Origin of the sequence: Streptomyces sp. NPDC079167 (assembly GCF_040686735.1) — a bacterium.
Lineage (GTDB): Bacteria > Actinomycetota > Actinomycetes > Streptomycetales > Streptomycetaceae > Streptomyces.
Genome location: NZ_JBFBLO010000002.1, coordinates 507,136 through 529,960, shown reverse-complemented (window position 1 = coordinate 529,960; position 22,825 = coordinate 507,136). Strand labels below are relative to the sequence as shown.

The window sequence follows — 22,825 nt, the reverse complement described above, 5'->3', positions numbered from 1 at the left end:
GTATGGCTCCGACCGGGCGGCTTCCGGCCAGGCCCGAGCCGATTCGCCTCACCGGACGGTGTCATGGTGCCGGTGATCGCCTGATGCCCCGGCGGCAGCCGCGTATTATTTCCCCCATCGGGGTAATTGCCCGATTCCGGGTGCCCGGAGCCGACGCCCCGGGCGCCCTCGGCGAAGGGGATGGCCACATGCAGTACGAGGAGCTGATCGGGAAGGTCCAGGCCCGGGCGCGGCTGTCCGGCCGGGGCGGTGCCGAGCGGGTGACCGGTGCGGTGCTCCGGACACTGGCCGAACGGCTGCCCGACGGGCTTACCGGGCACCTGCTCGCGCAGTTGCCCTCGGCGCTGGCCGCTTCGGTGACCGACGAGGCCGGAGAGACCGGGGCGCCCGCCCATGAGCCGGAGCGCAGCGGATCGGGCGAGCGCTTCGACCTCACGGCGTTCGCGGGGCGGGTCGCCTGGCGAGCCGGGGTCTCCGAGGACGTCGCCCTGGAGCAGACCGCGGCCGTCCTCGAGGTCCTGGACGCGGCAGTCGCGCCGGAGCTGATGGAGAAGCTGACAGCCGCCCTGCCCGCGGACATCGGCGGGCTGCTGCCCACGGCGCGGGCCCGCGAGGCCGGGGAGTAGGGAACCACCGCTCGTCCCCTCCGGCGCCCGCGCGCTAAGGTACCGGCCCCCGGTGGTGGTGGGGCCGGCGGAGGAGGCGGGCGGCATGCGAGGTGCGCGGGCTTCCCGGCGTGTGGTGACCCGGGGCCACGTCGTGCGGAGGGCCTGCGGGTCCTTCCTGCGGCACGGCACGGTGGACATGGACGCGCTTGCCCAGGACCTCGCGGTCAGCCGGGCCACCCTCTACCGCGTGGTCGGCAGCCGGGACGCGCTCCTGGCCGACGTGCTATGGGAGCTGGCCGAAGAGCTCCTGGACCGGGCACGGCGTAGGCGTACCCGGACGGGTGTGGACGGCGTCCTGGAGATCACCCGCTACTTCGTCACGGCTCTGCGCGGCTCCGCCCCCTTCACCGGCTTCCTGCGCGCGGAACCCGAGACGGCGCGGCGCCTGCTGACCGGCGGCTGTGTCCACCGGCGGGCCGTCCTGGCCCAGCGGGGCATCCTCCTGGAGGCGGGGGAGAGGGACCGGCTCTGGCCCCGTTCGGGCATCGACGACCTGGCGTACCTCTACGTCAGGGTCGTCGAATCCGCCCTGTACGCCGAGTTGCTGAGCAGCCGCCGTCCGGACCTCGCCCTGGCCGAACGCACTGCCCGCGCCGTACTCCAGCAAACCCGCCGAGCGTCACCGGGCACGATCTGAGACCGCTGTCTCACCCTCGGGCCGGCCACTGGTGGGCCCGACGGCACCGGCCGTAGTTTCCGACTCCGACGACGGCAACCCGGAGGACACGATGACCCGCTCCCAGCCGGCCCGGACGGGCCGGGCGACCTTACTCGCGGTGCTTCTCGCACTCGTCGCAACCCTCACCGCCCTGACGCCCCCGACGCGGGCCGCGACCGCCCCGCGCGCCACGGTCAACCCCGTGATCTTCGTACACGGCCAGGAGGGATCGGCCCAGCAGTGGCAGTCCCAGGCCAAGCGGTTCGCCGGCAACGGCTACCGCGACGACCTGCTGTACGTCCACGAGTACGACACCTCCGTGGCGACCGACGACCACGCGGTCGCCGGGCTGGAGGACCTGGTCGACTCGGTCCTGGCGCGCACCGGCGCGCGGAAGGTCGACATCCTGGCCCACTCGCGCGGGACACGGGTGGCGCACGCCTACCTCTCCGTGCCGGAGAGGGCGGCGGAAGTCGCCAAGTACGTGAACCTGGACGGCCGTACGGCCGCCGCCCAGCCCGGCGGGGTGCCCACCCTCGCCGTCTGGAGCAGCCTCCAGCCCAACGGATCGATCGGCGGGGCGCTCAACGTCCACGAGCCGGAGGCGAGCCACACGGAGAGCGCCACCTCCGCCGAGAGCTTCGCCCACATCTACGCGTTCCTCCGCGGCAGGCAACCGCTCACCACCCGGGTCCTGCCCGAGCCGCACGCCTCCGTGGAGATCGCCGGGCGCGCCGTGCACTTCCCGCAGAACAAGGGGCTCGCGGGCCGCCTCGAAGTGTGGCGGCTCGACCCCGCCACCGGCGCCCGGGCCGGCCTCCTCCCCCAGCACGTCGTACGGACCGGCGCGGACGGAGCCTTCGGCCCGCTGGGAGTGAACGGACGCGGACACTACGAGCTGGCGTTCATCCGCTCCGGCGAACGCACCGCCCACTTCTACTTCGAGCCCTTCGAGCGCAGCGACCGCTTCGTGCGCCTGCTCGTCTCCCCGCCGGGCGGTGTCGCGGACTCCATCGACGTCTGCCCCGCGCACACGGCGCTCACCATCGTCCGCGCGCGTGAGTGGCGGGCCGGGACGGCCGAGGACGACCGGCTCCGCATCGCCGGGACCGATGTCCTCAACGCGGCGGTCTCCCCACAACTACGGCAGATCCTGGGCCTGTTCGCGTTCGACAAGGGATGCGACGGGATCAGCCGGCTCGACGCGGCGCTGCCGCCCTTCGACCGGATCCCGTTCCTGACGGCCACCGACCTCTCCCTCCCGGCCGACACGCGGGCCCGTGGAACGATCCCCGTGACGGAGACGATGCGCGGGACCGGTGTGGACGAGACCATCGCCGTGCCCAACTGGCCCTCCGACCGCCACACCGTGTCGCTGCTCTTCAAGGACTACGTGGACATCCCGTCCGGCGGGTGAGCCGGCCGGCTGCACGGCAGCCGCTCAAGCGGCGAGCGCGGCGGGCTCTCCGAGCCGGGCGGCGGCCGTGCGCCAGGCGGCCGTCACCGCTGTACGGGCCTGCTCGGTCCTGGCGGCACCGTCCGCCGTCAACTCGAGGGGCGCTCCCACGTGTACGTGCAACTCCGGGCGGCGCAGCGGTGCGGTGAACAGGCCCGCGAGCTGCTTGGCCGTGGACCCCGAGGTGACCCGGCGTGCGCCGGCCTGGCCCACGGGCACCACCGGGGCCCCGCTGCGCCGGACCAGCCGGGACAGTCCGCTTCTGAAGGCTTCGGGAGCGGCTTCCGCGGCGTCCGTCCGGCGCGGCAGGCCGCCCTCGGCGTAGATCAGGACCAGCCGCCCGCGCCCCAGCGCCTCGACGGCTCCGTCCAGGGCGTCCGCCGCGCGCGGGCCGCCCCGGTGGACCGGGATGTGCCCTTCGAGGGCGAGAGCGCGGCCGAGCAGCGGGACGCGCCACAGTCCGGCAGCCGCCATGACGACCGGCCGGACCCCGAGGCGGTACAGCGCGGCGAGCACGACGGCGGGGTCGGCGAGCGAGGTGTGGTTGGCGACGACGATGCTGCCGGGGGCGAGTTCGGCGTCCGCGTCGGTGGTGACCGTGAGGCGGCCGACGGCGGGCACCAGGGCGTCGGCGAGGCGGCTGAGCATGTCGGATCTCCTGAGCTCGGCGATGTCGCTCCCCATCGTCGGCGGCGGCAGCGCCCGGAGCCTGAGTAGCCGCACTCATCTTCCGCGGCCCGGCGCCAGGAGCGGACGGCCACGGACCGGCACGGTCCCGGCCCCTGGTCGACGGCGTCTACGACTTCGTCGTCGGCATCGGCGAATCCAGGTACGTCGTGCCGCCCGACGAGATACTGCGGATGCTCACCGCGGAGGTGCTCCCGATCGACCGCACCTGGACACCTGCCGGGGAGAGCGTTGTCCTGGATGTACGCCTTCCCTGTGTACTGCTGTTCTGCTCCTGCGGCGGCCGTCCACGGCCGGGCAGTCGGTCCGCTGACGCGCACCGTGCCTCTACCGGTGGTGCGGCCGTCGGTCACGCCGGCGGCCGCACCCACGGAGCGAAGCGCTGGCCAGGGGCCGCGTCGTTCCGCCAGTACCTCAGGACGGACTCGTGCACGATCTCCAGCCGCTCCGCGGCGATCAGACAGGAGACGGGCTCCCGGCCGCCCGCGTCGGCTTCGAAAGCGACGAGGACCGGCGGTTCCTCACCGAACTGACGCGCAGCTCGTTCCCGCTCTTCGCTCGTCGGCGCCCGGAACTCCGGATCGCTGAACATCGCCGGGCAGCCGGCGAAGACGAGATCGCCGAAGACCAGCTCCAAGCCGTGGTGGTAGCTGAGGTCGTACCCGGCCGCCAGACGGAGCTCACCGGCGTCCCAGGCGATGACGTCCCAGTCCCACCACGACCCCTCGGGCAGCTGGATGCCTGGGTGCGCCTGCTTCCAGCTCATTCTCAGCCCCTCGCGCCGTTCGAACGGATCGTCAAACTACACCGGGCTCAGCCCGTCGGGCCGGCCGACGGGGAGTGCCCCTTCGCCGCCGACGCAACCGGAACGGGGGATGACGGTCCCAGGCTCGGGCGCTGATGCGGCGCGCCGCACCCCGCGCGGTGATCGCGGGGTGCGGCGCTTCGCGGGGTGCGGTCAGCCCAGCTGCTCGTACGCCGGCAGCGTCAGGAAGTCCGCGTAGTCCTGGTCCAGCGAGACCGTGAGCAGCAGGTCGTGGGCCTGCTGCCACTTGCCGGACTCGAAGGTCTCCTCGCCGACCTCCGCGCGGATCACGGCCAGTTCCTCGGCGGCGACCTTGCGGGCCAGGTCGGCGGTGGCGTGCTCGCCGTTCTCGAAGACCACGTCCGCGTTGATCCACTGCCAGATCTGCGAGCGCGAGATCTCGGCGGTGGCCGCGTCCTCCATCAGGTTGAAGATGGCGACCGCGCCCATGCCCCGCAGCCACGCCTCGATGTAGCGGATGCCGACCGCGACCGCGTTGCGCAGGCCGTCGTACGAGGGCTTCGCGTCCAGCGTGTCGATGGCGATCAGGTCGCCGGCCGCCACCGAGACGTCCTCGCGCAGGCGGTCCTTCTGGTTCGGCTTGTCGCCGAGGACCGCGTCGAAGGAGGCCATCGCGATCGGGACCAGGTCCGGGTGCGCCACCCAGGAGCCGTCGAAGCCGTCGTTCGCCTCGCGGTCCTTGTCCGCCTTGACCTTCTCGAAGGCCACCTTGTTGACCTCGGCGTCACGCCTGGACGGGATGAACGCCGCCATGCCGCCGATGGCGTGCGCGCCGCGCTTGTGGCAGGTGCGGACCAGGAGTTCGGTGTACGCCCGCATGAACGGGGCGGTCATCGTGACCAGGTTGCGGTCCGGCAGGACGAACTTCGAGCCGCCGTCGCGGAAGTTCTTGACGATCGAGAAGAGGTAGTCCCAGCGGCCCGCGTTCAGCCCGGAGGCGTGGTCGCGGAGCTCGTAGAGGATCTCCTCCATCTCGTACGCCGCGGTGATCGTCTCGATCAGGACGGTCGCGCGGACCGTTCCCTGCGGGATGCCGACGTAGTCCTGGGCGAAGACGAAGATCTCGTTCCAGAGGCGTGCCTCGAGGTGCGACTCCGTCTTCGGCAGGTAGAAGTACGGGCCCTTGCCGAGGTCGATCAGGCGCTGGGCGTTGTGGAAGAAGTAGAGGCCGAAGTCGACCAGCGCGCCGGGCACCGGGGTGCCGTCGAGCTGGAGGTGGCGCTCGTTCAGGTGCCAGCCGCGCGGGCGCGTGACGACGGTCGCGAGCTCCTCGGCAGGCTTGAGGGCGTACGACTTGCCGGATTTCGGGTCGGTGAAGTCGATGTTCCGGGTGTACGCGTCGATCAGGTTGAGCTGGCCGGTGATCACGTTCTCCCACGTGGGGGCGGACGCGTCCTCGAAGTCGGCGAGCCAGACCCTGGCGCCCGAGTTCAGGGCGTTGATGGTCATCTTGCGGTCGGTCGGACCGGTGATCTCCACCCGGCGGTCGTCCAGTGCGGCCGGAGCCGGGGCGACCTTCCAGGTGTCGTCCACACGGACCGCTTCCGTCTCCGGCAGGAAGTCCAGCGTGGAGGTGCGGGCGATCTCGGCGCGGCGCTCGGCCCGGCGGGCGAGCAGTTCGTCACGCCGGGGCGTGAACCGCCGGTGGAGCTCGGCCACGAACGCGAGGGCCGCATCGGTCAGGACCTCGTCCTGCCTCGGCAGGGGCTCGGCGTCGACGATGGCCAGCGGGGACGGCGCTGGTGCGGACATGAGCTGTCACTCCTTCAGCGGGTGGTGCGGCGGCATCCCACGGCCGCCGGGTCGCCCGGGACGGCACGGGGTGCCAGGGCTCCGAGATACGGCCATGGGTACCGCCGAGGAACCGGAAGCGGAACCATGGGCTTCTGATCAGTGGATATTAGTTTCCTCATGGTGGAAGTTCAATGGTTTGTTGATATCGAGATTCTCCGGGTCGACAGACGTGCCGCTCCGGTGGCGCCCCGTGCCAGGTCCGGCACGGTCCGTTCACTCCAGGCGCGTCAGGTCCTCCACCGTGTCGATGTCGTACGCCTGAGCCACATCGGAACACTCGACGAGCGTGATCGCATCGCGATGCGCCCGCAGGTACGCCCGCGCCCCCTGGTCGCCGGCCGCCGCCGCGGAGATGTCCGCCCACCGGCCGGCCCCGAACAGCACGGGATGGCCGCGCTCCCCGTCGTACGCGGCAGCCGCCAGCGACTCCCGGGAGCGGTAGGCCGAGCGCACACGCGCCACCGCCTCCGCCCCGATGCCCGGCTGGTCGACCAGGAGCACGAGAGCCGCGTCCGCGTCCGAACCGGCGAGGGCGCCCAGGCCCGCCCGCAGGGAGGTGCCCATGCCCTCCTCCCACGCCGGGTTCACCGTCACCTCGCATGCCGAGAGGTCCGCCAGGGCCTGGACCTCCTCGGCCGCCGCACCCAGGACGACGCGGACGGGTCCGCACCCGCCGTTGCGCAGTGACCGGACCGCGTGCTCGACCAGGGGACGGCCGCGGTGTTCCAGCAGGGCCTTCGGCCGGCCGCCGAGGCGACGGCCGCCACCGGCGGCGAGCAGCACTCCGGCGATGACGGGGATCGGTTGTGTGTGAGCCATGTGCCCTGGATACCACTCCGCCGTGCGTACCGGAGGAGTGGCTGTCAGACCCCGGAGGTACGCTGCTTCCTTGTCCGCACAGTGGCGCACGCCACCTCCGGTGGCGTTAACTTGCGGACGGGCCCGGGCACTTGACCGCCGCCCGGGAGCAGGTCGACACACCGGCACAATGACGTGCGAGGGGGAGTGCTTTGTTGCGAAGCGTGGGGCAGGAGCGGTTGACGGGGAGCGGCGAGGACCCGAGGGTGACGGAGCTGCGTACGGCCGTCTCCCGGCTCCGCCGCGAACTCGCCGGACACCCCGCCGAGTTCCCGGACCGGGGTATCGCCGAGGACGAGCTGGCCGCGCTGGACGCCATGGCGGTCAGCGGGAGGCCCGAGATACCCAGGCTGCGCCGTTCGCTGCTGCTGGTCGCGGGGGCGATCGGTTCGGTCAGCGCGCTGGCCCCGGGCCTCCGGGACGTGCGGGTCGCAATCGAGCTCTTCGGGGAGCCGCCGAGCCGTCGCCCGTGACGTCGGAGCTGACGGCGGCGCCTGCGGCGTCAGCGCCGCTGACGTCAGCGGCGGATCAGCCGCCGCGCCGCCGCCGCGACCACGGCCGAGGTGCGTGAGTCGACGCCGAGCTTCCCGTAGATGTGCACCAGGTGCGACTTCACCGTCGCCTGGCTGAGGAAGAGCCTCTTGCTGATCTGCTGGTTCGACAGGCCCTCGCCGACCAGCTGGAGCACCTCCAGCTCACGCCTGGTCAGAGCCTGAGCCGGGGTCCGCATGCGGTCCATCAGCCGGTGGGCGACCGCCGGCGCCAGTGCGGAGCGGCCGGCCGCAGCCGTCCGCACGGCGGCGGCCAGCTCCTCCGGCGGGGCGTCCTTCAGCAGATAGCCGCCGGCGCCCGCCTCGACGGCGGCCAGGATGTCGGCGTCCGAGTCGTACGTCGTGAGGATCAGCACGCGGGGCGCGTCCGGGGCGGCGGTGATCGCCGCGGTGGCCTCCGCCCCGTGCATGCCCGAGCCGAACTGCAGGTCCATCAGGACCACGTCGCAGACGCCGGTCGCGGCCAGGGCGACGGCCCGTTCGGCGGTGGCGGCCTCCGCGACCACCTGGAAGTCCGGCTCGGTGTCCAGGACCGCGCGCAGCCCCGCGCGGACCACCGGGTGGTCGTCGGCGAGCAGCAGCCTGACCGGGCCCGTCACGCCGCCCTGCCTTCCGTGGTTCCGGTGCCCTCCGCGGGCCCGCCGGCCGACGGGAGCGGCAGGGTGACGGCGACGGCCGTCCCCTGTCCGGGGCCCGACTCCACACTCAGCGTCCCGCCCAGCGAACGGGCCCGTGCGCGCATCGCGGGCAGTCCGAAGCCCCCGCCGCTGCTCGTCACCGGCTCGGCGGCCGTGTCAAAACCCCGTCCGTCGTCCACCACGTCCAGGGCCACCGAGGTCTCCATGAAGCTGAGGGTGATCTCCGCCCGTCGCGCACCCGAGTGCCGCACCGTGTTGGCCAGCGCCGACTGCGCGGTCCGCAACAGCGCCACCTCGTACGGGGTGGGCAGCTCGGCCGGGGTGCCGCTGACCGCGAACCGCACCGTGAGGTCAGTTGCCGAGCTGCGCGACGAGAGACGGGACAGCGCCGCCGCCAGGGAACCCCGCTGCAGGTCCGGAGGGGTCAGGGCCCGGACGAAGCGGCGGGCCTCGGCCAGGTTGTCCTGGGCGGCCTCGCGGGCCCGCCGGACGTGCGCGGTCGCCGGGGAGTCCCCGGGAAGCGAACGCTCGGCGGCCCGCAGCAGGAGCTGGATGCTCGACAGCCCCTGGGCGAGGGTGTCGTGGATCTCCCGGGCCAGTCGTTCCCGCTCGGCCAGCGTGCCCGCGGCGCGCTCCGCGTCGGCGAGCTCCGCCCGGGTGGAGACGAGCTCGTCGATGAGCTCGCGGCGCCGCTCGCTCTCGCGGAACAGGGCGTCGTAGCCGAACACGGTCGCGACGGCCACCGCCGCGCCCAGCAGCGGGCCGATGAAGGTGCCCGGCGTGACCTGCTGCCCGTGCAGCACGAAACTGGCGATCGCCGCCGCGGCCGTGCCCGCCACGGCGGGCAGGGCCCACCGGGCCGGCAGCAGGTGCAGCTGGAGGAAGTAGAGCGGGAAGGCCACCCACAGCGCGTCGGACGACAGGACGAGCAACGCCAGCCACACGGCGCCCAGCGCGGCGAGCCAGACGGCGGCGGCCCGGGTGTGCGGCCGGACGACGGGGGCGAGCGCGCCCGCCGCGTACAACGCGGCCATCACACCCGCCAGTGCGACGACGGCCGTGGCGTGCGGAGCGCCGTCCCCGGTGGCGCGGAGCGCGGCGAGCAGCAGCAGCCCCACCAGCAGCGCGTGCAGACAGAGCCGCAGGGCGGTGGTGACGGAGGTGGGTGCGCGCGAATCCATGACCGTTCCAGCGTAGACGCGCCGGGCGCCGGGCCGGTCAATCGAAAGGTTGATGTCGGCCCCGTCCGGCGCACGATGTTTCCGCAGGTCCGGGGCGTGAGCCTGGAGTCATGTTCGTCGCATGGAGAGATCTACGGTTCGCCAGAGGCAGGTTCGCCCTCATGGGCACGGTCGTCGTGCTGATCACGCTGCTCGTCGGGTTGCTGTCCGGCCTCACGGCCGGCCTGGGAAGGGAGAACACCTCGGCCGTCACCGGTCTGGACGCCGACCGCGTCGCGTTCGCCGAGCCACCGGACGGCCGGTCGGTGTCCTTCTCCGACTCGGCCGTGAAGGAGAGCGCCTGGCGCGTCTGGGCCCAGCAGCCGGGTGTCACCGCCGCCCGGCCGCTGGGCATCCGGACGCTGAACGCCGCCGCCGGAGACGGGGAGCGTACGGCCGCGGTGTCGGCCTTCGGTGCCCGGCCGGCCGGCGGGCTCGCGCCCGCCGGCGTGGGAGAGGGCCGGGTCGTGCTCTCCGGGAAGGCGGCCGACGAGCTCGGCGCCACGGCCGGGGACCCCCTCGTCCTGGGTGGTTCCCGGATGACCGTGTCGGCGGTCGGCGGTGACGCCTCGTACAGCCACACACCGGTGGTGTGGACCTCGCTCGCCGACTGGCAGCGCATCGGCGGGACGGGGCGGCAGGCCACCGTGATCGCCCTGACCACGACCGGCGGGGCCGACATCCCCGCCGGCGACAGGGCGGCGGGCACCAGCACACTGACCCTGGAGGACTCCCTCACGGCGATCGGTTCCTACCAGGCGGAGAACGGCTCGCTCCAGCTGATGCGCGGCTTCCTCTTCGTCATCTCCGCGCTCGTCATCGGCGCCTTCTTCACGGTCTGGACCATTCAGCGCAGCGGCGACGTGGCCGTGCTCAAGGCGCTGGGCGCCTCCACCCCGTATCTGCTGAAGGACGCGCTCGGGCAGGCCGTGGTGATGCTGGCCGTCGGCACGGGCGTGGGCACCGCGCTCGCCGCGGGGATCGGCACGCTGGTCGGCGGGGACGGTGGCGCGGTGCCGTTCGTCCTCGACGCGTCGACCGTGCTTTTCCCGGCCGGCGTGATGATCGTCCTCGGCGCGCTCGGGGCCGCCCTGTCCATCCGGCGGATCACCGCCGTCGACCCTCTCACCGCACTCGGGAGCGCCCGATGACCCTCACCCTCACCGATGTCACCCTCACCTACCCCGACGGCGACGCCCGGCTCACCGCACTCGACCGGGTCTCCCTGGAGGTGCCGGCGGGCACGCTCACTGCGGTCGTCGGACCGTCGGGTTCGGGCAAGTCCAGCCTTCTCGCGGTGGCGGCCACGCTCGTCACCCCGGACCGCGGACGCGTCGTCGTCGCCGGTACGGAGACCGCCGGGATCGGCCGAGCCGACAAGGCCGCACTGCGCCGCGACCGCATCGGCATCGTCTTCCAGCAGCCCCATCTGCTTCCGTCACTCACGGCCCTGGAGCAGCTCCAGGTGATGGCGCATCTGTCGCACGGCTCGGTGCGCGCGGCCCGGGGCCGCGCGCTGGAACTCCTGGATTCGGTGGGCCTGGCCGACCGGGCCGGCCGCAGACCGCACCAGCTGTCCGGCGGTCAGCGCCAGCGGATCAACATCGCCCGCGCCCTGATGAACGAACCCGCGGTGCTGCTCGTCGACGAGCCGACCAGCGCGCTCGACCACGAACGCGGCGCGGCGGTCCTCGACCTGCTGCTCGGGCTGACCCGGGAGCGCTCGACGGCCACGGTCATGGTCACCCACGACCGGGCGCACCTGGACCGGGTGGACACCACGGTGAGCATGGAGGACGGACGCCTCTCGGCGCTCGCCCCGGCCTGAGGGGCCGCCGCTCTGAGAAGCTCAGCCCGTCGGGCCGCCCCGGTAGGTTCAGCCCGCCGCGCCGCCGCTGCTGGCCAGTGCCTCCGAGAGCTCCTTCGCGATCTGCTGCAGGATCGGCACGATCCGCTCGGTCGCCGTCTCCGTCACCCGGCCCGCGGGCCCTGAGATGGAGATGGCGGCCGAGGTGGGGGAGTCCGGCACCGAGACCGCGAGGCAGCGGACCCCGATCTCCTGCTCGTTGTCGTCCACCGCGTAGCCCGCCCTCCGCACCTGTTCGAGCGCGTCGAGGAAGCCGTCGGGAGTGGTGATCGTCTTCTCGGTGGCCGCCGGCATGCCCGTACGGGCCAGCAGGGCCCGCACCTCGTCCGCCGGGGTGTCCGCGAGGAGGGCCTTGCCCACACCGGTGGAGTGGGGGAGCACCCGTCGGCCGACCTCCGTGAACATCCGCATCGAGTGCTTCGAGGGCACCTGCGCGACGTACACGATCTCGTCCCCGTCGAGCAGCGCCATGTTCGCCGTCTCGCCGGTCTCCTCGACCAGCCGCTGGAGGTAGGGCCGCGCCCAGGTGCCCAGCAGGCGGGCCGAGGACTCGCCGAGGCGGATCAGGCGGGGGCCGAGCGCGTAACGCCGGTTCGGCTGCTGGCGCACGTAGCCGCAGACGACCAGGGTGCGCATCAGCCGGTGGATGGTCGGGAGGGGGAGTCCGCTGCTCGCGGAGAGCTCGCTGAGCCCGACCTCGCCCCCGGCGTCCGCCATGCGCTCCAGGAGATCGAAGGCGCGCTCGAGGGACTGCACGCCGCCGCTGGGACCGGCGGGCTTGGAGTCGGATGTGCTGGCGTGGGACGGCGGCACGTCAACGGTCCTTTCGAAGCGGAGGCAAGGCAGCAGCCTACCGGGCTGTTCCCGATCGGCCCACTGCTCCCGGTGCGGCGTCCTTGCCGGTCAGGACCTGTTTTGTCCTGGTGTCGGCGGTCCGGGCCGCGTTCGGCACGAAGCGCGGTGGTGCCGCTCATGGCCTATCCTACGTTTCGCCTGTCGAAAAAGAACTTCTACTTCGTGGAAATATCCAATCGATGCCAGGGACGCTCCACCAGCCCGCCGGCAGGCGAGGAGGGGTCTTGACGGGCCGCTGTCCCGAGTGAAGACTCCTTCAACAAATCGTTGAAGTCTGCGTGAGGAGCACAGGTGTCCGGAGTGGACAAGAAGCAGGTACTCCGCTCGACGCGCGTGGTCACCCCCGAGGGAACCCGCGCGGCGGCGGTCCTCGTCGCCGGCGGCGAGATCGAGGCGGTCCTGCCGTACGACACCGAGGTGCCCGGCGGTGCCCGCGTCGAGGACTTCGGGGACGACGTCCTGCTGCCCGGCCTCGTCGACACCCACGTCCATGTGAACGACCCCGGCCGCACCGAGTGGGAGGGCTTCTGGACCGCCACCCGCGCCGCGGCGGCGGGCGGCATCACGACCCTCCTCGACATGCCGCTCAACTCCCTCCCCCCGACCACCACGGTCGAGCACCTGCGCGTCAAGCAGGGCGTGGCCGGCCCCAAGGCGCATGTCGACACCGGATTCTGGGGCGGTGCGATCCCCTCCAACACGAAGGACCTGCGCCCGCTGTACGAGGCCGGGGTCTTCGGCTTCAAGTGCTTCCTCTCGCCCTCGGGCGTCGAGGAGTTCCCCGAGCTGGACCAGGAGCAGCTGGCCCGCTCGATGGCCGAGATCGCGGGCTTCGGGGGACTCCTGATCGTGCACGCGGAGGACCCCCACCACCTGGCCGAGGCCCCGCAGCGGAGCGGGGAGAAGTACGCCGACTTCCTCGCCTCCCGCCCCCGCGACGCGGAGAACACCGCCATCGAGGGCCTCATCGCCCACGCCAAGCGACTGAACGCCCGCGTACACGTCCTGCACCTCTCCTCCAGCGACGCCCTGCCGCTGATCGCCGCAGCCAAGCGCGAGGGCGTACGCGTCACCGTCGAGTCGTGCCCGCACTTCCTCACCCTGACCGCCGAGGAAGTCCCCGACGGGGCCACCGAGTTCAAGTGCTGCCCGCCCATCCGGGAGGCCGCGAACCAGGACGCGCTCTGGGCCGGCCTCGCCGACGGCACGATCGACTGCGTCGTCTCCGACCACTCGCCCTGCACCACGGACCTCAAGACCCCGGACTTCGCCTCCGCCTGGGGAGGGATCTCCTCGCTGCAGCTGGGCCTGCCCGCCATCTGGACCGAGGCACGCCGGCGCGGCCACACCCTCGACGACGTGGCCCGCTGGATGTCCGCCGCCCCCGCAGACCTCGCCGGGCTCACCCGTAAGGGCGCCATCGAGGCCGGGCGGGACGCGGACTTCGCGGTTCTCGCCCCCGACGAGACCTTCACCGTCGATCCGGCCGGACTCTTCCACCGCAACCAGGTCACCGCCTACGCGGGAAAGACCCTGCACGGCGTCGTCCGGTCCACCTGGCTGCGCGGCACGCGGATCGCGGCCGACGGCGTACTCGCCGAACCCACCGGCCGCCTCCTCGAAAGGAACCGCTGACCCATGACGGCGACACCGCGCTTCACCGGCGACGCGAGCCCGTACGGGGGAGGCGACCCGTACGCCGACTACCGCACCGCCGACTTCCCCTTCAGCCACCTCGTGGACCTCGCCGACCGGCGTCTCGGCGCAGGGGTCATCGCCGCCAACGACGAGTTCTTCGCCGAGCGCGAGAACCTGCTGAAGCCGGGGCCCGCGGAGTTCGACCCCGAGCGCTTCGGACACAAGGGCAAGATCATGGACGGCTGGGAGACCCGCCGCCGGCGCGGTACGGGCGCCGCCGAGCCGCACCCCACCGACGAGGACCACGACTGGGCCCTCGTGCGCCTCGGCGCTCCCGGGGTGGTGCGAGGGCTGATCGTCGACACCGCTCACTTCCGCGGCAACTACCCGCAGTCGGTCTCCGTCGAGGCGGCCTCGATGCCCGGCTCCCCGTCCCCCGAGGACCTTCTCGCGCCCGGCGTGAGGTGGACGACACTCGTTCCCCGTACGCCCGTCGGCGGTCACGCGGCCAACGGCTTCGCCGTCGACGCGGGGCAGCGGTTCACCCACCTCCGGGTGAACCAGCACCCCGACGGAGGCATAGCCCGCCTGCGCGTCCACGGCGAGGTGGCCCCCGACCCGGCCTGGCTCACCGCGCTCGGTACGTTCGACCTGGCGGCCCTGGAGAACGGCGGCCAGGTCGAGGACGCCTCGGACCGCTTCTACTCCCCGGCCACCAACACCATCGCGCCGGGCCGCTCCCGCAAGATGGACGACGGCTGGGAGACCCGCCGCCGGCGCGACAAGGGCAACGACTGGATCCGCTACCGGCTGGCGGAGCAGTCGGAGATCCGGGCGGTCGAGATCGACACGGCGTACCTCAAGGGCAACGCGGCGGGCTGGGCGGAGATCTCGGTCAGGGACGGCGAGGACGGCGAGTGGTCGGAGATCCTGCCCCGCACCCGGCTCCAGCCCGACACGAACCACCGCTTCGTCCTGCCGGAGCCCGCGCGCTCCACGCACGTCCGGATCGACATCTTCCCGGACGGCGGGATCTCCCGGCTGCGGCTCTTCGGCTCGCTCACCGAGGAGGGGGCGGCGCGGCTGACCGCCCGTCACGAGGCGCTCGGCGGCTGACGGCCCGGGGCTGGTGTGCCGGTTCATGCCCGGCCGTACGGATATGGGACCCTGGTCGGGACGCCGTCGCCCCGACCAGGAGTCGCCATGATCTTCATCGCCGTCAAGTTCACCGTGCGTACCGCCGAGCGTGACAACTGGCTCCCGGCCGTCGAGGACTTCACCCTCGCCACCCGCCAGGAGCCGGGCAACCTCTTCTTCGACTGGTCCTACAGCGTCGAGAACCCGGACCAGTTCGTCCTGCTCGAAGCGTTCGCCTCGCAGGAGGCGGGTGCGGCGCATGTGAACTCCGCGCACTTCAAGAAGGCGATCGACACCATGTCGGAGCTCGTCAGCGAGGTGCCGGAGATCATCAACGTCGAGATCCCCGGGGACGACTGGTCCCGCATGTCGGAGGTCACCCCGCGCAACCGGTGACCGAGGTCAGAACTCCTCGTGCGTGTCGGGGTCCCCGCCGAAGCGGTGAGGCGGCCGGGCCCCGATCAGATCCAGCTCCCGCCGGGTCAGCTCGAAGCCGAACAGGTCGAGGTTCTCCCGCTGCCGCCCGGGATCCGCGGACTTCGGGATCGGCACCGCCCCCAGCTGCGTGTGCCACCGCAGCACGACCTGGCCCGGCGTCACACCATGGGCCGCGGCGGTGGCGACCACCTCGGGCGCCTCGAGCACCTGGCGCCCCCGGGCCAGCGGACTCCAGCTCTCCGTGACGATGCCCTTCGCGTCGTGCACCGCCCGCAGCTCCGCCTGCGGCAGCAGCGGATGCATCTCGATCTGGTTCACCACGGGAAGCACACCCGTCTCCCGCTCCAGCCGGTCCAGGTGCTCCGCAGTGAAGTTGGAGACGCCGATGGAGCGTACGAGGCCGTCCTCACGGAGCTTGATCATCGCCTTCCAGGTGTCGACGTACCTGTCCACCCGGGGCAGCGGCCAGTGGATCAGATACAGATCGACGTACTCCAGGCCGAGCTTGCCGCGAGACTCCTCGAAGGAGGCCAGCGTCTCCTCGTAGCCGTGGTGACGGCCGGGCACCTTGGTCGTGACGAAGACGTCCTGCCGCGGCACTCCGGAGCTCGCGATGCCGCGGCCGGTGCCGGTCTCGTTCCCGTAGTTCAGCGCGGTGTCCACGAGGCGGTAGCCGAGCTGCAGCGCCCCGGCGACGGCCTGCTCGGCCGCGGCGTCGTCCAGTGGCCAGGTGCCGAGGCCCACCGCGGGCACGGTGCTGCCGTCGTGGAGGTTGCGGACCGGGGTCGGTGTCGGGCTCATGGTCTCCCTCTTCGTTCGCGTACCGTCCCGGCCAGCGTAGGACGGGCCGCCGGCCCCGGCGCGCGAGGTGCCCTCAGCAGGTGTCGTTGTGCCAGACGCCGTCCTCCCGGGCCCAGGTCGACCTCTCGTCGTACTTCGGGTCGCCGACGCCGTAGGTCACCACCGCGTTCTCCGGATGGACGTCGTCCAGGGAGAGCCGCTGGAGGGTGTACGTCTTCCCGATCTGCTCGGCCGTCTGCGTCGCCCGGTCGACGAGCGCCTCGAACTGCGCCTCGGACACGTCCTTGCGGCAGCGCGTGGAGAGAAGCGCGTAGGCGGCGTCGGCGTCGGGCGCGTAGTAGGCCGTCACATACGCGCGTACGGACGACTCCAGTGCCCCCGTGTCCACCGGTGCGGTGGGGGAGGCGGCGGGCGGGGACGAGGACGGTACGGCTTCGGACCTCGCCTCCGGCTCCTGGGTGCAGGCAGTCAGTGCGGCCAGGGCGACGAGCGCGGAGAGTACGGCACGAGAGATGTGTGGGGTGCGCATGCGCTCTGTGTATCGAAGGCGTGTGCGAGATGTCGGCGATGTAGTCGATCTGTGACCGTGGGATCGCGACGGGGCCTCGCCGGGCGTACCGATGAATTTCGCCCGAAAGTGGTGTCAGAACAGGTGGAAGCAGAGGGACCGCCGGGGCCCACGACCCCTGGCGCGAGGCGAAGGAGCGGGACCATGGCGAAACTGATTCTCAACGTGTTCGTGTCGCTCGACGGCGTGATGCAGGCGCCCGGAGGTACGGCCGAGGACACCAGCGGCGGGTTCGGGTACGGCGGCTGGCAGGTGCCCTTCTTCGCGGACGAGGAGATGGGGACCTTCATCACCGAGGTCTTCGACCGGTCGGGCGCCTACCTTCTCGGACGGCGCACGTACGAGATCTTCGCGGGGTACTGGCCCCGGGTCACCGATCCGGAGGATCCGATCGCCGCACGGCTCAACACCCTGCCCAAGTACGTCGTCTCCACCACCCTGACCGAGCCGGAGTGGGAGAACACCACGGTGATCTCCCATGACGTACCGGCCGAGGTCGCCCGGCTCAAGGAGCGGACGGCGGAGGGCGAACTGCAGATCCACGGCAGCGGGACCCTCGCGCAGTCGCTCATGGCGCACGACCTCGTCGACGAGATGAACCTGCTCGTCCACCCCGTCTACCTGGGCGGCGGCAGGCGGCTCTTCGCGGAGGGCGGGCAGCCGACGGCGTTCGAGCTGACCGCTGCCCGGACCACCGGAAGCGGCATCGCGATCCACACCTACCGGCCCGCCGGGCCTGCCCGGTTCGGGGACTTCGACCCGCCCGGTGTGTGACACGGCCCGACGTGCGGCGGCTACGTCGTCACGGGGGCAGCCGGCAGCGCGGAAGGGTCGGTGGCGACCGTGTGGAGCCGCCCCAGGATGGCCCGCGTCGCCTTGGTGTAGCCCGGGTTGTTGTTGTGCAGCACGGACTCTGCGTTGGCCAGTTCCATGAACGCGATGAGCTCGAAGGCCAGCTGCGAGACGTCCGTGTCCGCGACGAGTTCCCCCCGCACCCTGGCCTCCTCGAGGGTCTCCTCCACGAAGGTGACCCACCCCGTCTGCGTGGAGGCCAGCGCGTCGTGCACCTTGCCCTCCCGGGAGTCGAACTCCGCGATGGTCGCGTAGAAGAAGCAACCGCCGCTGAACACCCGGCGCTGCGAATAGGAGAGCCAGCTCTCGCACATCCGCCAGACACGGCCCAGCCCGGGCGGAACCGCCCTGGTCGGGGTCAGCACATGCTCGACGAAGACGGTCACCGCGGCGCGCACCGTGGCGAGCTGCAACTCCTCCTTGGAGCCGAAGAGGGCGAACACCCCGCTCTTGCTCAGCTTCAGCTCCGTGGCCAGCCGGCCGAGCGACAGGCCCTCCAGGCCCTCGGTCGAGGCGACGTGGACCGCGCGCCCCAGCACCAGCTGCCTGGTCTGGTTCCCCCGCTCGACCCGTCCGTCCAGCCGCGCTCCACCCATGTGCCAACTCCGTGTGTCCGAGCGTCCCAAGACCGACATTCTAGGAGGAGCCGGCACTTCCGGGGGACCGCTTCCAGCGGTGACGACTCCTGCGAACAGGTGGCCGAGTCACCCTGTGGACAGAGGTTCCCGAGCACCGTGGCGTTCGGTACGGTGATCGCTCCCCGTGTGAGCCGGCGAGGTCTCCACATCGTTCCCGTTGTGGAGAACCAGGAGAACCAGGTGTCCGCTGCCGCCCTGCCCGCACTCGCCCCGCCCCGCCGCGCGTGGGTCACCGATCTGCCGCTCCTGCTCGTCGCCGCCGTCTGGGGGGCCAGCTACCTCGCGGCCAAGGGCATCACCACGACACACACCGTGATCGCCGTCCTCGTGCTCCGCTTCGCGATCGTGCTGCCCGCCCTGGCCGTCGCCGGATGGCGCGGGCTGCGGGCGCTGAGCGCCGCGCAGTGGCGGGGCGCCGGCCTGCTGGGGCTGGTGCTCAGCGGGATCTTCCTCCTGGAGACGTACGGGGTCGTGCACACGTCGGCGACCAACGCGGGGCTCATCATCAGCCTCACCATGGTCTTCACCCCGCTCGCCGAGGCCGCCGTCACCCGGGTCAGGCCGCCGGCCGCCTTCCTGGCCGCGGCGGGCCTCTCCGTAACGGGCGTGGTGCTGCTGACCCAGGGCGCCGGCTTCACCAGCCCCTCGGGGGGAGACCTGCTGATGCTGCTCGCGGCCGTCGCCCGTACGGTCCACGTCCTCGCGATGGCGCGCATCAAGGCGGTCCAGAACGCCGACTCGCTCTCCCTGACCACGGTGCAACTCGGCAGCGCGGTCGCCGTCTTCGCCGTCCTGGCCGCCGTGCCCGGGACCGGGCCGGCGCCCTGGACGGTGGCGGCGGACTTCGGCGCCGCCGAGTGGGCCGGGCTGCTCTTCCTGTCCGTGTTCTGCACGCTGTTCGCGTTCTTCCTACAGATGTGGTCGGTACGCCGCACCTCTCCGTCCCGCGTCAGCCTCCTCCTCGGCACGGAGCCGCTCTGGGCCGCCGCGGCCGGCATCGCGATCGGCGGCGAGCGCCTCGGCGTGCTCGGGGCGCTGGGCGCGGTGCTCGTGCTGACGGGCACCGCGTGGGGGCGCCGCCGCGCGGACGTCACGTCCTGACGACGCTCCCGAGCCACATACCCCGGCACCTCCCGCGTCACGTCCTGATCGAGTCCGCCGCGATCATCACGGCTCCGCCCGTCACCACCAGCACGATGTTGACGAAGAGCCCGTAGTCGTCGAGGAAGTCGAGCTTCGCCACCACGGCCCACAGCCGGAACCAGCCCGTCCACTCGTACAGCAGTCCCGCGGCGCCCTGCGCGAACACGATGAACCCCACCGACTCCACGAATTTCTTCATGGCCCGAGCCTCGCGTGGGCCGCCCCGGGCCCGCGTCGGCCACCGGTATGCGGCCCACCGACGGAAGTCTCGGATCGTGCGACTTCGGTATCTCCCTGGCACGGACAGACGTCTCCGGGCCCTCCACGTGCGTAGCTTTGTCGACATGACACGTACGGAGTACCGCTGGCTGCTGCCCTCCGCCCTGGCCGACGACGCACTGTCCGGCGACCGGCGCGGCTCGCGGCGGACCGTGCGGGACTGGGCCGTCGACCTCACGGCCTTCCTCTGCGCCGCGGGCTTCGGGATGGCCGCCCTCGCGGCGATCGAGGCCGACCCGACGACACCGGACGCTGTCGTTCTCGCCGACTCACTCATCGGGGCGGCGTCGTGCTGCGTGCTCTGGGTCCGGCGGAGGTGGCCCGTCGGAGTCGCCGTGGGCCTGACGGTGCTCAGCCTGGTGGAGCCCGTCGCGGCCGGAGCCATGCTGATCGGGCTGTTCAGCCTGGCCGTGCACCGTCCGTACAAGCAGGTCGCCCTCGTCGGCGCGGGCGCCCTCGTCGTCGCCCCCGTGCAGCCGCTGCTGCGCCCCGATCCGGAGGCGTCGCTCTTCGTCTCCACCGTCATCGGGGTGCTGCTCGTCCTCCTCGTGCTCAGCTGGGGCATGGTCGTACGCTCACGGCGGCAGCTGGTCGTCACCCTGCGCGAACGCGCGCGCCGGGCGGAGGCCGAGGCCGCGCTCCGGGCCGAGCAGGCGCAGCGGCTGGCGCGGGAGGCCATCGCCCGCGAGATGCACGACGTCCTCGCCCACCGGCTGACCCTGCTCAGCGTCCACGCCGGTGCCCTCGAATTCCGGCCCGACGCGCCCACCGCCGAGGTCGCACGGGCGGCCGGCGTCATCCGGGACAGCGCCCACGAGGCCCTCCAGGACCTCCGCGAGATCATCGGCGTACTGCGTGCCCCGGGCGACGGCGATGAGGGCAACAGGCCGCAGCCCACCCTCGTCACCCTGGACGCCCTGATCGACGAGTCCCGCTCGGCGGGCATGGACGTCACGCTGGCCAACAGCGTCGCCGACCCGGCCCGGGCGCCCGCGGCCACCGGACGCACGGTCTACCGCATCGCCCAGGAAGCGCTGACCAACGCCCGTAAACACGCCCCCGGCGCCCCCGTCCATGTCGGCGTGGCCGGCGGGCCGGGCGACGGGCTGACCATCGAGGTCCGCAACCCGGCCCCCACCGAGCCCTTCGAGCCGGTCCCCGGATCCGGCCAGGGCCTCATCGGCCTCACCGAACGGGCAGGCCTGGCCGGCGGCAGTCTGGAGCACGGACCGCGCCCGGACGGAGGATTCACGGTCGAGGCCCGGCTACCGTGGCCGGCATGAGAACTCCGACAGCGCGGCTGCCGTGGCCGGCATGAGCACTCCCCCGTCTCCGGAAACGCCACCGGTCCGGCTGGCCGTCATCGACGACGACCCGCTCGTGCGTGCCGGACTCGCCCTGATGCTCGGCGGCGCCGAGCGCATCGACCTCGTGGGGGAGGGCGCCGACGGCACCGAGGCCGCAGCCCTCGTCGCCCGGACCCGGCCCGACGTCCTGCTCATGGACATCCGTATGCCGGGCATGGACGGGCTCGCCGCGACCGAGGAGCTCCGGCGCCGGCCCGGCGCGCCCGAGGTCATCGTCCTGACCACGTTCCACGCCGATGAGCAGGTGCTGCGGGCCATCCGGGCGGGGGCGGCGGGCTTCGTCCTGAAGGACACCCCGCCGGCGCAGATCGTCGAGGCGGTCCTGCGCGTCGCGGCCGGTGAGCCCGTCCTCTCGCCCGCCGTCACCCGCAGACTCATGGCCCGTGCGGCGGGCGACCCGGCGGACGACCGCCAGGACCGCAGGACACGCGCCAGGCAGCGGTTCGCCAAGCTCGGGGAGCGCGAGCGGGATGTCGCTTCGGCCGTCGGGCGGGGCAGCTCCAACGCCGAGATCGCCGCCGCGCTGCATCTGAGCGTCGCGACGGTCAAGGCGCACGTCTCCCGGATCCTGGCCAGGCTCGAACTCAACAACCGTGTTCAGATCGCGCTGTTGGTGCACGACGCGGGTCTCCTCCATGAGGACGAGGACGGGGCGCCGGACGGCCGCCTAGGCTGAACCGGTCAGACCGGATGAGGGGGCGGGACGATGACAGTGATCGATCTGCGCGGGGCGGCGGACTTCAGCGCGAATCCGTATCCGTACTACGCGAAACTGCGCGCCGAGGGGCCGGTCCACCTGGTCCGTACCGACGACTTCGAGCGCGTCTGGATGATCGTCGGTTACGAGGAGGCCCGGGCGGCCCTCGCGGACCAGCGGTACAGCAAGGACTGGCGTACGACGGCGAGTTTCTCGGGGACGAGCAACCCGATCAACGCCAACATGCTGGAGATGGACGCCCCGCACCACACCAGGCTGCGGAAGCTCGTCGCCCGCGAATTCACCGCCCGGCGGATCGAGGCGCTGCGCCCGCGCGTCGAGCAGATCACCGGGGACCTCCTCGACGCGATGGTCCCCGCCGGGAGCGCCGACCTCGTCGACGCGTTCGCCTTCCCGCTGCCGATGACCGTGATCTGCGAGCTACTCGGCGTCCCCGACATCGACCGGGACGCCTTCCGCGCACTGTCCAACGCCGTCGTCACGCCCGTCTCACCGGAGAAGGAGAACGAGGCGGTCGACGCCATGGGCGCCTACCTGGACAAGCTGATCGAGGACAAACGCCGGGCGCCGGGCGACGACCTGATGAGCGCCCTGATCCAGGCACACGACGACGAGGGCGACCGCCTGTCACCGGACGAACTGATCGGCATGGCCTTCCTGCTTCTGGTCGCGGGGCACGAGACGACCGTGAACCTGATCTCCAACGGCGTACGCGCACTGCTCGACCACCCGGACCAGCTTGCGCTGCTCCGTGCCGAGCCGGAGCTGATCGACGGGGCGGTCGAGGAGATGCTCCGCTACGACGGACCCGTGGAGACGGCCACCTTCCGCTTCACCCGCGAACCCGTCGCCATCGGCCCGGTCGTCATACCGCAGGGCGAGCCCGTGCTGGTCGCCCTGGGTTCCGGGGACCGGGACCCAGGCCGCTACCCGGACCCGGACACCTTCGACATCCGGCGCGAGGCCCAGGGGCACCTGGCCTTCGGGCACGGCATCCACTTCTGCCTGGGCGCTCCACTGGCCCGGATGGAGGGCCGCATCGCGATCCGCGCCCTGCTGGAGCGCTGCCCCGGCCTCGCCCGCGACCCGGAAGGCGGGGAACTCGACTGGCTGCCCGGGCTGCTGCTGCGGGGCGTCCGCCGCCTTCCGGTGCGCTGGTGAGGTGGGA

General features: G+C 72.3%; 25 protein-coding genes. 14 read left to right on the top strand and 11 right to left on the bottom strand.

Translation table 11 applies throughout. The annotated features are described in order from the left end of the window. The first annotated feature begins 188 nt into the window (after positions 1-188). From AB0P41_RS06590 to AB0P41_RS06580, 3 genes are all read left to right on the top strand, one after another. Positions 189-626 carry a DUF2267 domain-containing protein gene (locus AB0P41_RS06590; RefSeq protein WP_356715271.1) on the top strand — a complete coding sequence of 146 codons (438 nt, stop codon included), beginning with the start codon at positions 189-191 and terminating at the stop codon, positions 624-626. Positions 627-711: 85 nt separating this feature from the next. Beyond that, a complete protein-coding gene (locus AB0P41_RS06585) occupies positions 712-1,305 on the top strand; it encodes a QsdR family transcriptional regulator (RefSeq protein ID WP_356715269.1) in 594 nt (197 codons plus the stop codon). Positions 1,306-1,396: 91 nt separating this feature from the next. After that, positions 1,397-2,743, top strand: coding sequence for a hypothetical protein (locus AB0P41_RS06580; protein ID WP_365930496.1), 1,347 nt, complete (start codon positions 1,397-1,399; stop codon positions 2,741-2,743). Between the two features lie 24 nt (positions 2,744-2,767). On the opposite strand, the gene AB0P41_RS06575 is transcribed toward AB0P41_RS06580, so the two are convergent. The 4 genes from AB0P41_RS06575 to AB0P41_RS06560 form a co-directional block, all read right to left on the bottom strand. Continuing rightward, positions 2,768-3,430 (bottom strand): lysophospholipid acyltransferase family protein, encoded by a 663-nt coding sequence (locus AB0P41_RS06575; protein WP_365930494.1) that lies wholly within the window; start codon positions 3,428-3,430, stop codon positions 2,768-2,770. 388 nt (positions 3,431-3,818) lie between these two features. Then, positions 3,819-4,235, bottom strand: coding sequence for a hypothetical protein (locus AB0P41_RS06570; RefSeq protein WP_365930492.1), 417 nt, complete (start codon positions 4,233-4,235; stop codon positions 3,819-3,821). Between the two features lie 192 nt (positions 4,236-4,427). Then, the gene (aceB, locus tag AB0P41_RS06565) at positions 4,428-6,047 is read right to left on the bottom strand and encodes a malate synthase A (RefSeq protein ID WP_356714502.1); all 1,620 of its coding nucleotides are present in this window, start codon (positions 6,045-6,047) and stop codon (positions 4,428-4,430) included. Between the two features lie 255 nt (positions 6,048-6,302). After that, a complete protein-coding gene (locus AB0P41_RS06560; RefSeq protein WP_356714501.1) occupies positions 6,303-6,908 on the bottom strand; it encodes a nucleotidyltransferase family protein in 606 nt (201 codons plus the stop codon). A gap of 191 nt (positions 6,909-7,099) precedes the next feature. On the opposite strand from AB0P41_RS06560, the gene AB0P41_RS06555 reads away from it, so the two are divergent. Then, entirely contained in the window at positions 7,100-7,420 is a 321-nt protein-coding gene (locus AB0P41_RS06555; RefSeq protein WP_356714500.1) for a DUF5955 family protein, read from the top strand. 44 nt (positions 7,421-7,464) lie between these two features. On the opposite strand, the gene AB0P41_RS06550 is transcribed toward AB0P41_RS06555, so the two are convergent. Next, a complete protein-coding gene (locus AB0P41_RS06550; RefSeq protein WP_365930490.1) occupies positions 7,465-8,097 on the bottom strand; it encodes a response regulator transcription factor in 633 nt (210 codons plus the stop codon). Next, positions 8,094-9,317, bottom strand: a complete 1,224-nt coding sequence (locus AB0P41_RS06545) for a sensor histidine kinase (RefSeq protein ID WP_365930488.1) — start codon at positions 9,315-9,317, stop codon at positions 8,094-8,096. Before AB0P41_RS06545 ends, AB0P41_RS06550 begins: the two co-directional genes overlap by 4 nt. 110 nt (positions 9,318-9,427) lie before the next feature. Between AB0P41_RS06545 and AB0P41_RS06540 the strand changes: the two genes are divergently transcribed. Continuing rightward, positions 9,428-10,507: an FtsX-like permease family protein gene (locus AB0P41_RS06540; RefSeq protein WP_365930486.1), complete on the top strand. Its 1,080-nt coding sequence runs from the start codon at positions 9,428-9,430 to the stop codon at positions 10,505-10,507. Next, positions 10,504-11,184: an ABC transporter ATP-binding protein gene (locus AB0P41_RS06535; RefSeq protein WP_356714496.1), complete on the top strand. Its 681-nt coding sequence runs from the start codon at positions 10,504-10,506 to the stop codon at positions 11,182-11,184. The genes AB0P41_RS06540 and AB0P41_RS06535 overlap by 4 nt, the downstream gene beginning before the upstream one ends. A 48-nt stretch (positions 11,185-11,232) precedes the next feature. Here AB0P41_RS06535 and AB0P41_RS06530 read toward each other — a convergent pair whose 3' ends face one another. Further along, positions 11,233-12,036 carry an IclR family transcriptional regulator gene (locus tag AB0P41_RS06530; protein ID WP_356714495.1) on the bottom strand — a complete coding sequence of 268 codons (804 nt, stop codon included), beginning with the start codon at positions 12,034-12,036 and terminating at the stop codon, positions 11,233-11,235. A gap of 333 nt (positions 12,037-12,369) precedes the next feature. Between AB0P41_RS06530 and allB the strand changes: the two genes are divergently transcribed. The 3 genes from allB (at position 12,370) to AB0P41_RS06515 (ending at position 15,249) form a co-directional block, all read left to right on the top strand. After that, positions 12,370-13,713 (top strand): allantoinase AllB, encoded by a 1,344-nt coding sequence (gene allB, locus AB0P41_RS06525; RefSeq protein WP_356714494.1) that lies wholly within the window; start codon positions 12,370-12,372, stop codon positions 13,711-13,713. 3 nt (positions 13,714-13,716) lie between these two features. After that, positions 13,717-14,832, top strand: a complete 1,116-nt coding sequence (alc, locus tag AB0P41_RS06520; protein ID WP_365930484.1) for an allantoicase — start codon at positions 13,717-13,719, stop codon at positions 14,830-14,832. An 87-nt stretch (positions 14,833-14,919) separates the two neighbouring features. Beyond that, positions 14,920-15,249 carry a putative quinol monooxygenase gene (locus tag AB0P41_RS06515; protein WP_356714492.1) on the top strand — a complete coding sequence of 110 codons (330 nt, stop codon included), beginning with the start codon at positions 14,920-14,922 and terminating at the stop codon, positions 15,247-15,249. 6 nt (positions 15,250-15,255) lie between these two features. Here the strand turns inward: AB0P41_RS06515 and AB0P41_RS06510 are convergent, their stop codons facing one another. Next, the gene (locus AB0P41_RS06510; protein WP_356714491.1) at positions 15,256-16,092 is read right to left on the bottom strand and encodes an aldo/keto reductase; all 837 of its coding nucleotides are present in this window, start codon (positions 16,090-16,092) and stop codon (positions 15,256-15,258) included. A 73-nt stretch (positions 16,093-16,165) separates the two neighbouring features. After that, positions 16,166-16,621 (bottom strand): hypothetical protein, encoded by a 456-nt coding sequence (locus AB0P41_RS06505; RefSeq protein WP_365930482.1) that lies wholly within the window; start codon positions 16,619-16,621, stop codon positions 16,166-16,168. 183 nt (positions 16,622-16,804) lie between these two features. On the opposite strand from AB0P41_RS06505, the gene AB0P41_RS06500 reads away from it, so the two are divergent. Further along, the gene (locus tag AB0P41_RS06500) at positions 16,805-17,434 is read left to right on the top strand and encodes a dihydrofolate reductase family protein (protein WP_365930481.1); all 630 of its coding nucleotides are present in this window, start codon (positions 16,805-16,807) and stop codon (positions 17,432-17,434) included. A 20-nt stretch (positions 17,435-17,454) separates the two neighbouring features. Here AB0P41_RS06500 and AB0P41_RS06495 read toward each other — a convergent pair whose 3' ends face one another. Continuing rightward, complete coding sequence (locus tag AB0P41_RS06495; RefSeq protein ID WP_356714488.1) at positions 17,455-18,108, bottom strand: TetR/AcrR family transcriptional regulator; 654 nt, start codon at positions 18,106-18,108, stop codon at positions 17,455-17,457. Positions 18,109-18,330: 222 nt separating this feature from the next. Between AB0P41_RS06495 and AB0P41_RS06490 the strand changes: the two genes are divergently transcribed. Beyond that, entirely contained in the window at positions 18,331-19,251 is a 921-nt protein-coding gene (locus AB0P41_RS06490; protein WP_365930750.1) for a DMT family transporter, read from the top strand. 37 nt (positions 19,252-19,288) lie between these two features. Here the strand turns inward: AB0P41_RS06490 and AB0P41_RS06485 are convergent, their stop codons facing one another. Beyond that, positions 19,289-19,492, bottom strand: coding sequence for a hypothetical protein (locus AB0P41_RS06485; RefSeq protein WP_356714487.1), 204 nt, complete (start codon positions 19,490-19,492; stop codon positions 19,289-19,291). Between the two features lie 145 nt (positions 19,493-19,637). Between AB0P41_RS06485 and AB0P41_RS06480 the strand changes: the two genes are divergently transcribed. Genes AB0P41_RS06480 through AB0P41_RS06470 form a run of 3 tightly spaced genes read left to right on the top strand, consistent with a single transcriptional unit; the run spans position 19,638 to position 22,818 of the window. After that, the gene (locus AB0P41_RS06480) at positions 19,638-20,855 is read left to right on the top strand and encodes a histidine kinase (protein WP_365930479.1); all 1,218 of its coding nucleotides are present in this window, start codon (positions 19,638-19,640) and stop codon (positions 20,853-20,855) included. Between the two features lie 31 nt (positions 20,856-20,886). Beyond that, the gene (locus tag AB0P41_RS06475) at positions 20,887-21,615 is read left to right on the top strand and encodes a response regulator transcription factor (protein WP_356714485.1); all 729 of its coding nucleotides are present in this window, start codon (positions 20,887-20,889) and stop codon (positions 21,613-21,615) included. A gap of 30 nt (positions 21,616-21,645) precedes the next feature. Further along, complete coding sequence (locus tag AB0P41_RS06470) at positions 21,646-22,818, top strand: cytochrome P450 (protein ID WP_365930477.1); 1,173 nt, start codon at positions 21,646-21,648, stop codon at positions 22,816-22,818. The last annotated feature ends 7 nt before the right edge of the window (positions 22,819-22,825 follow it).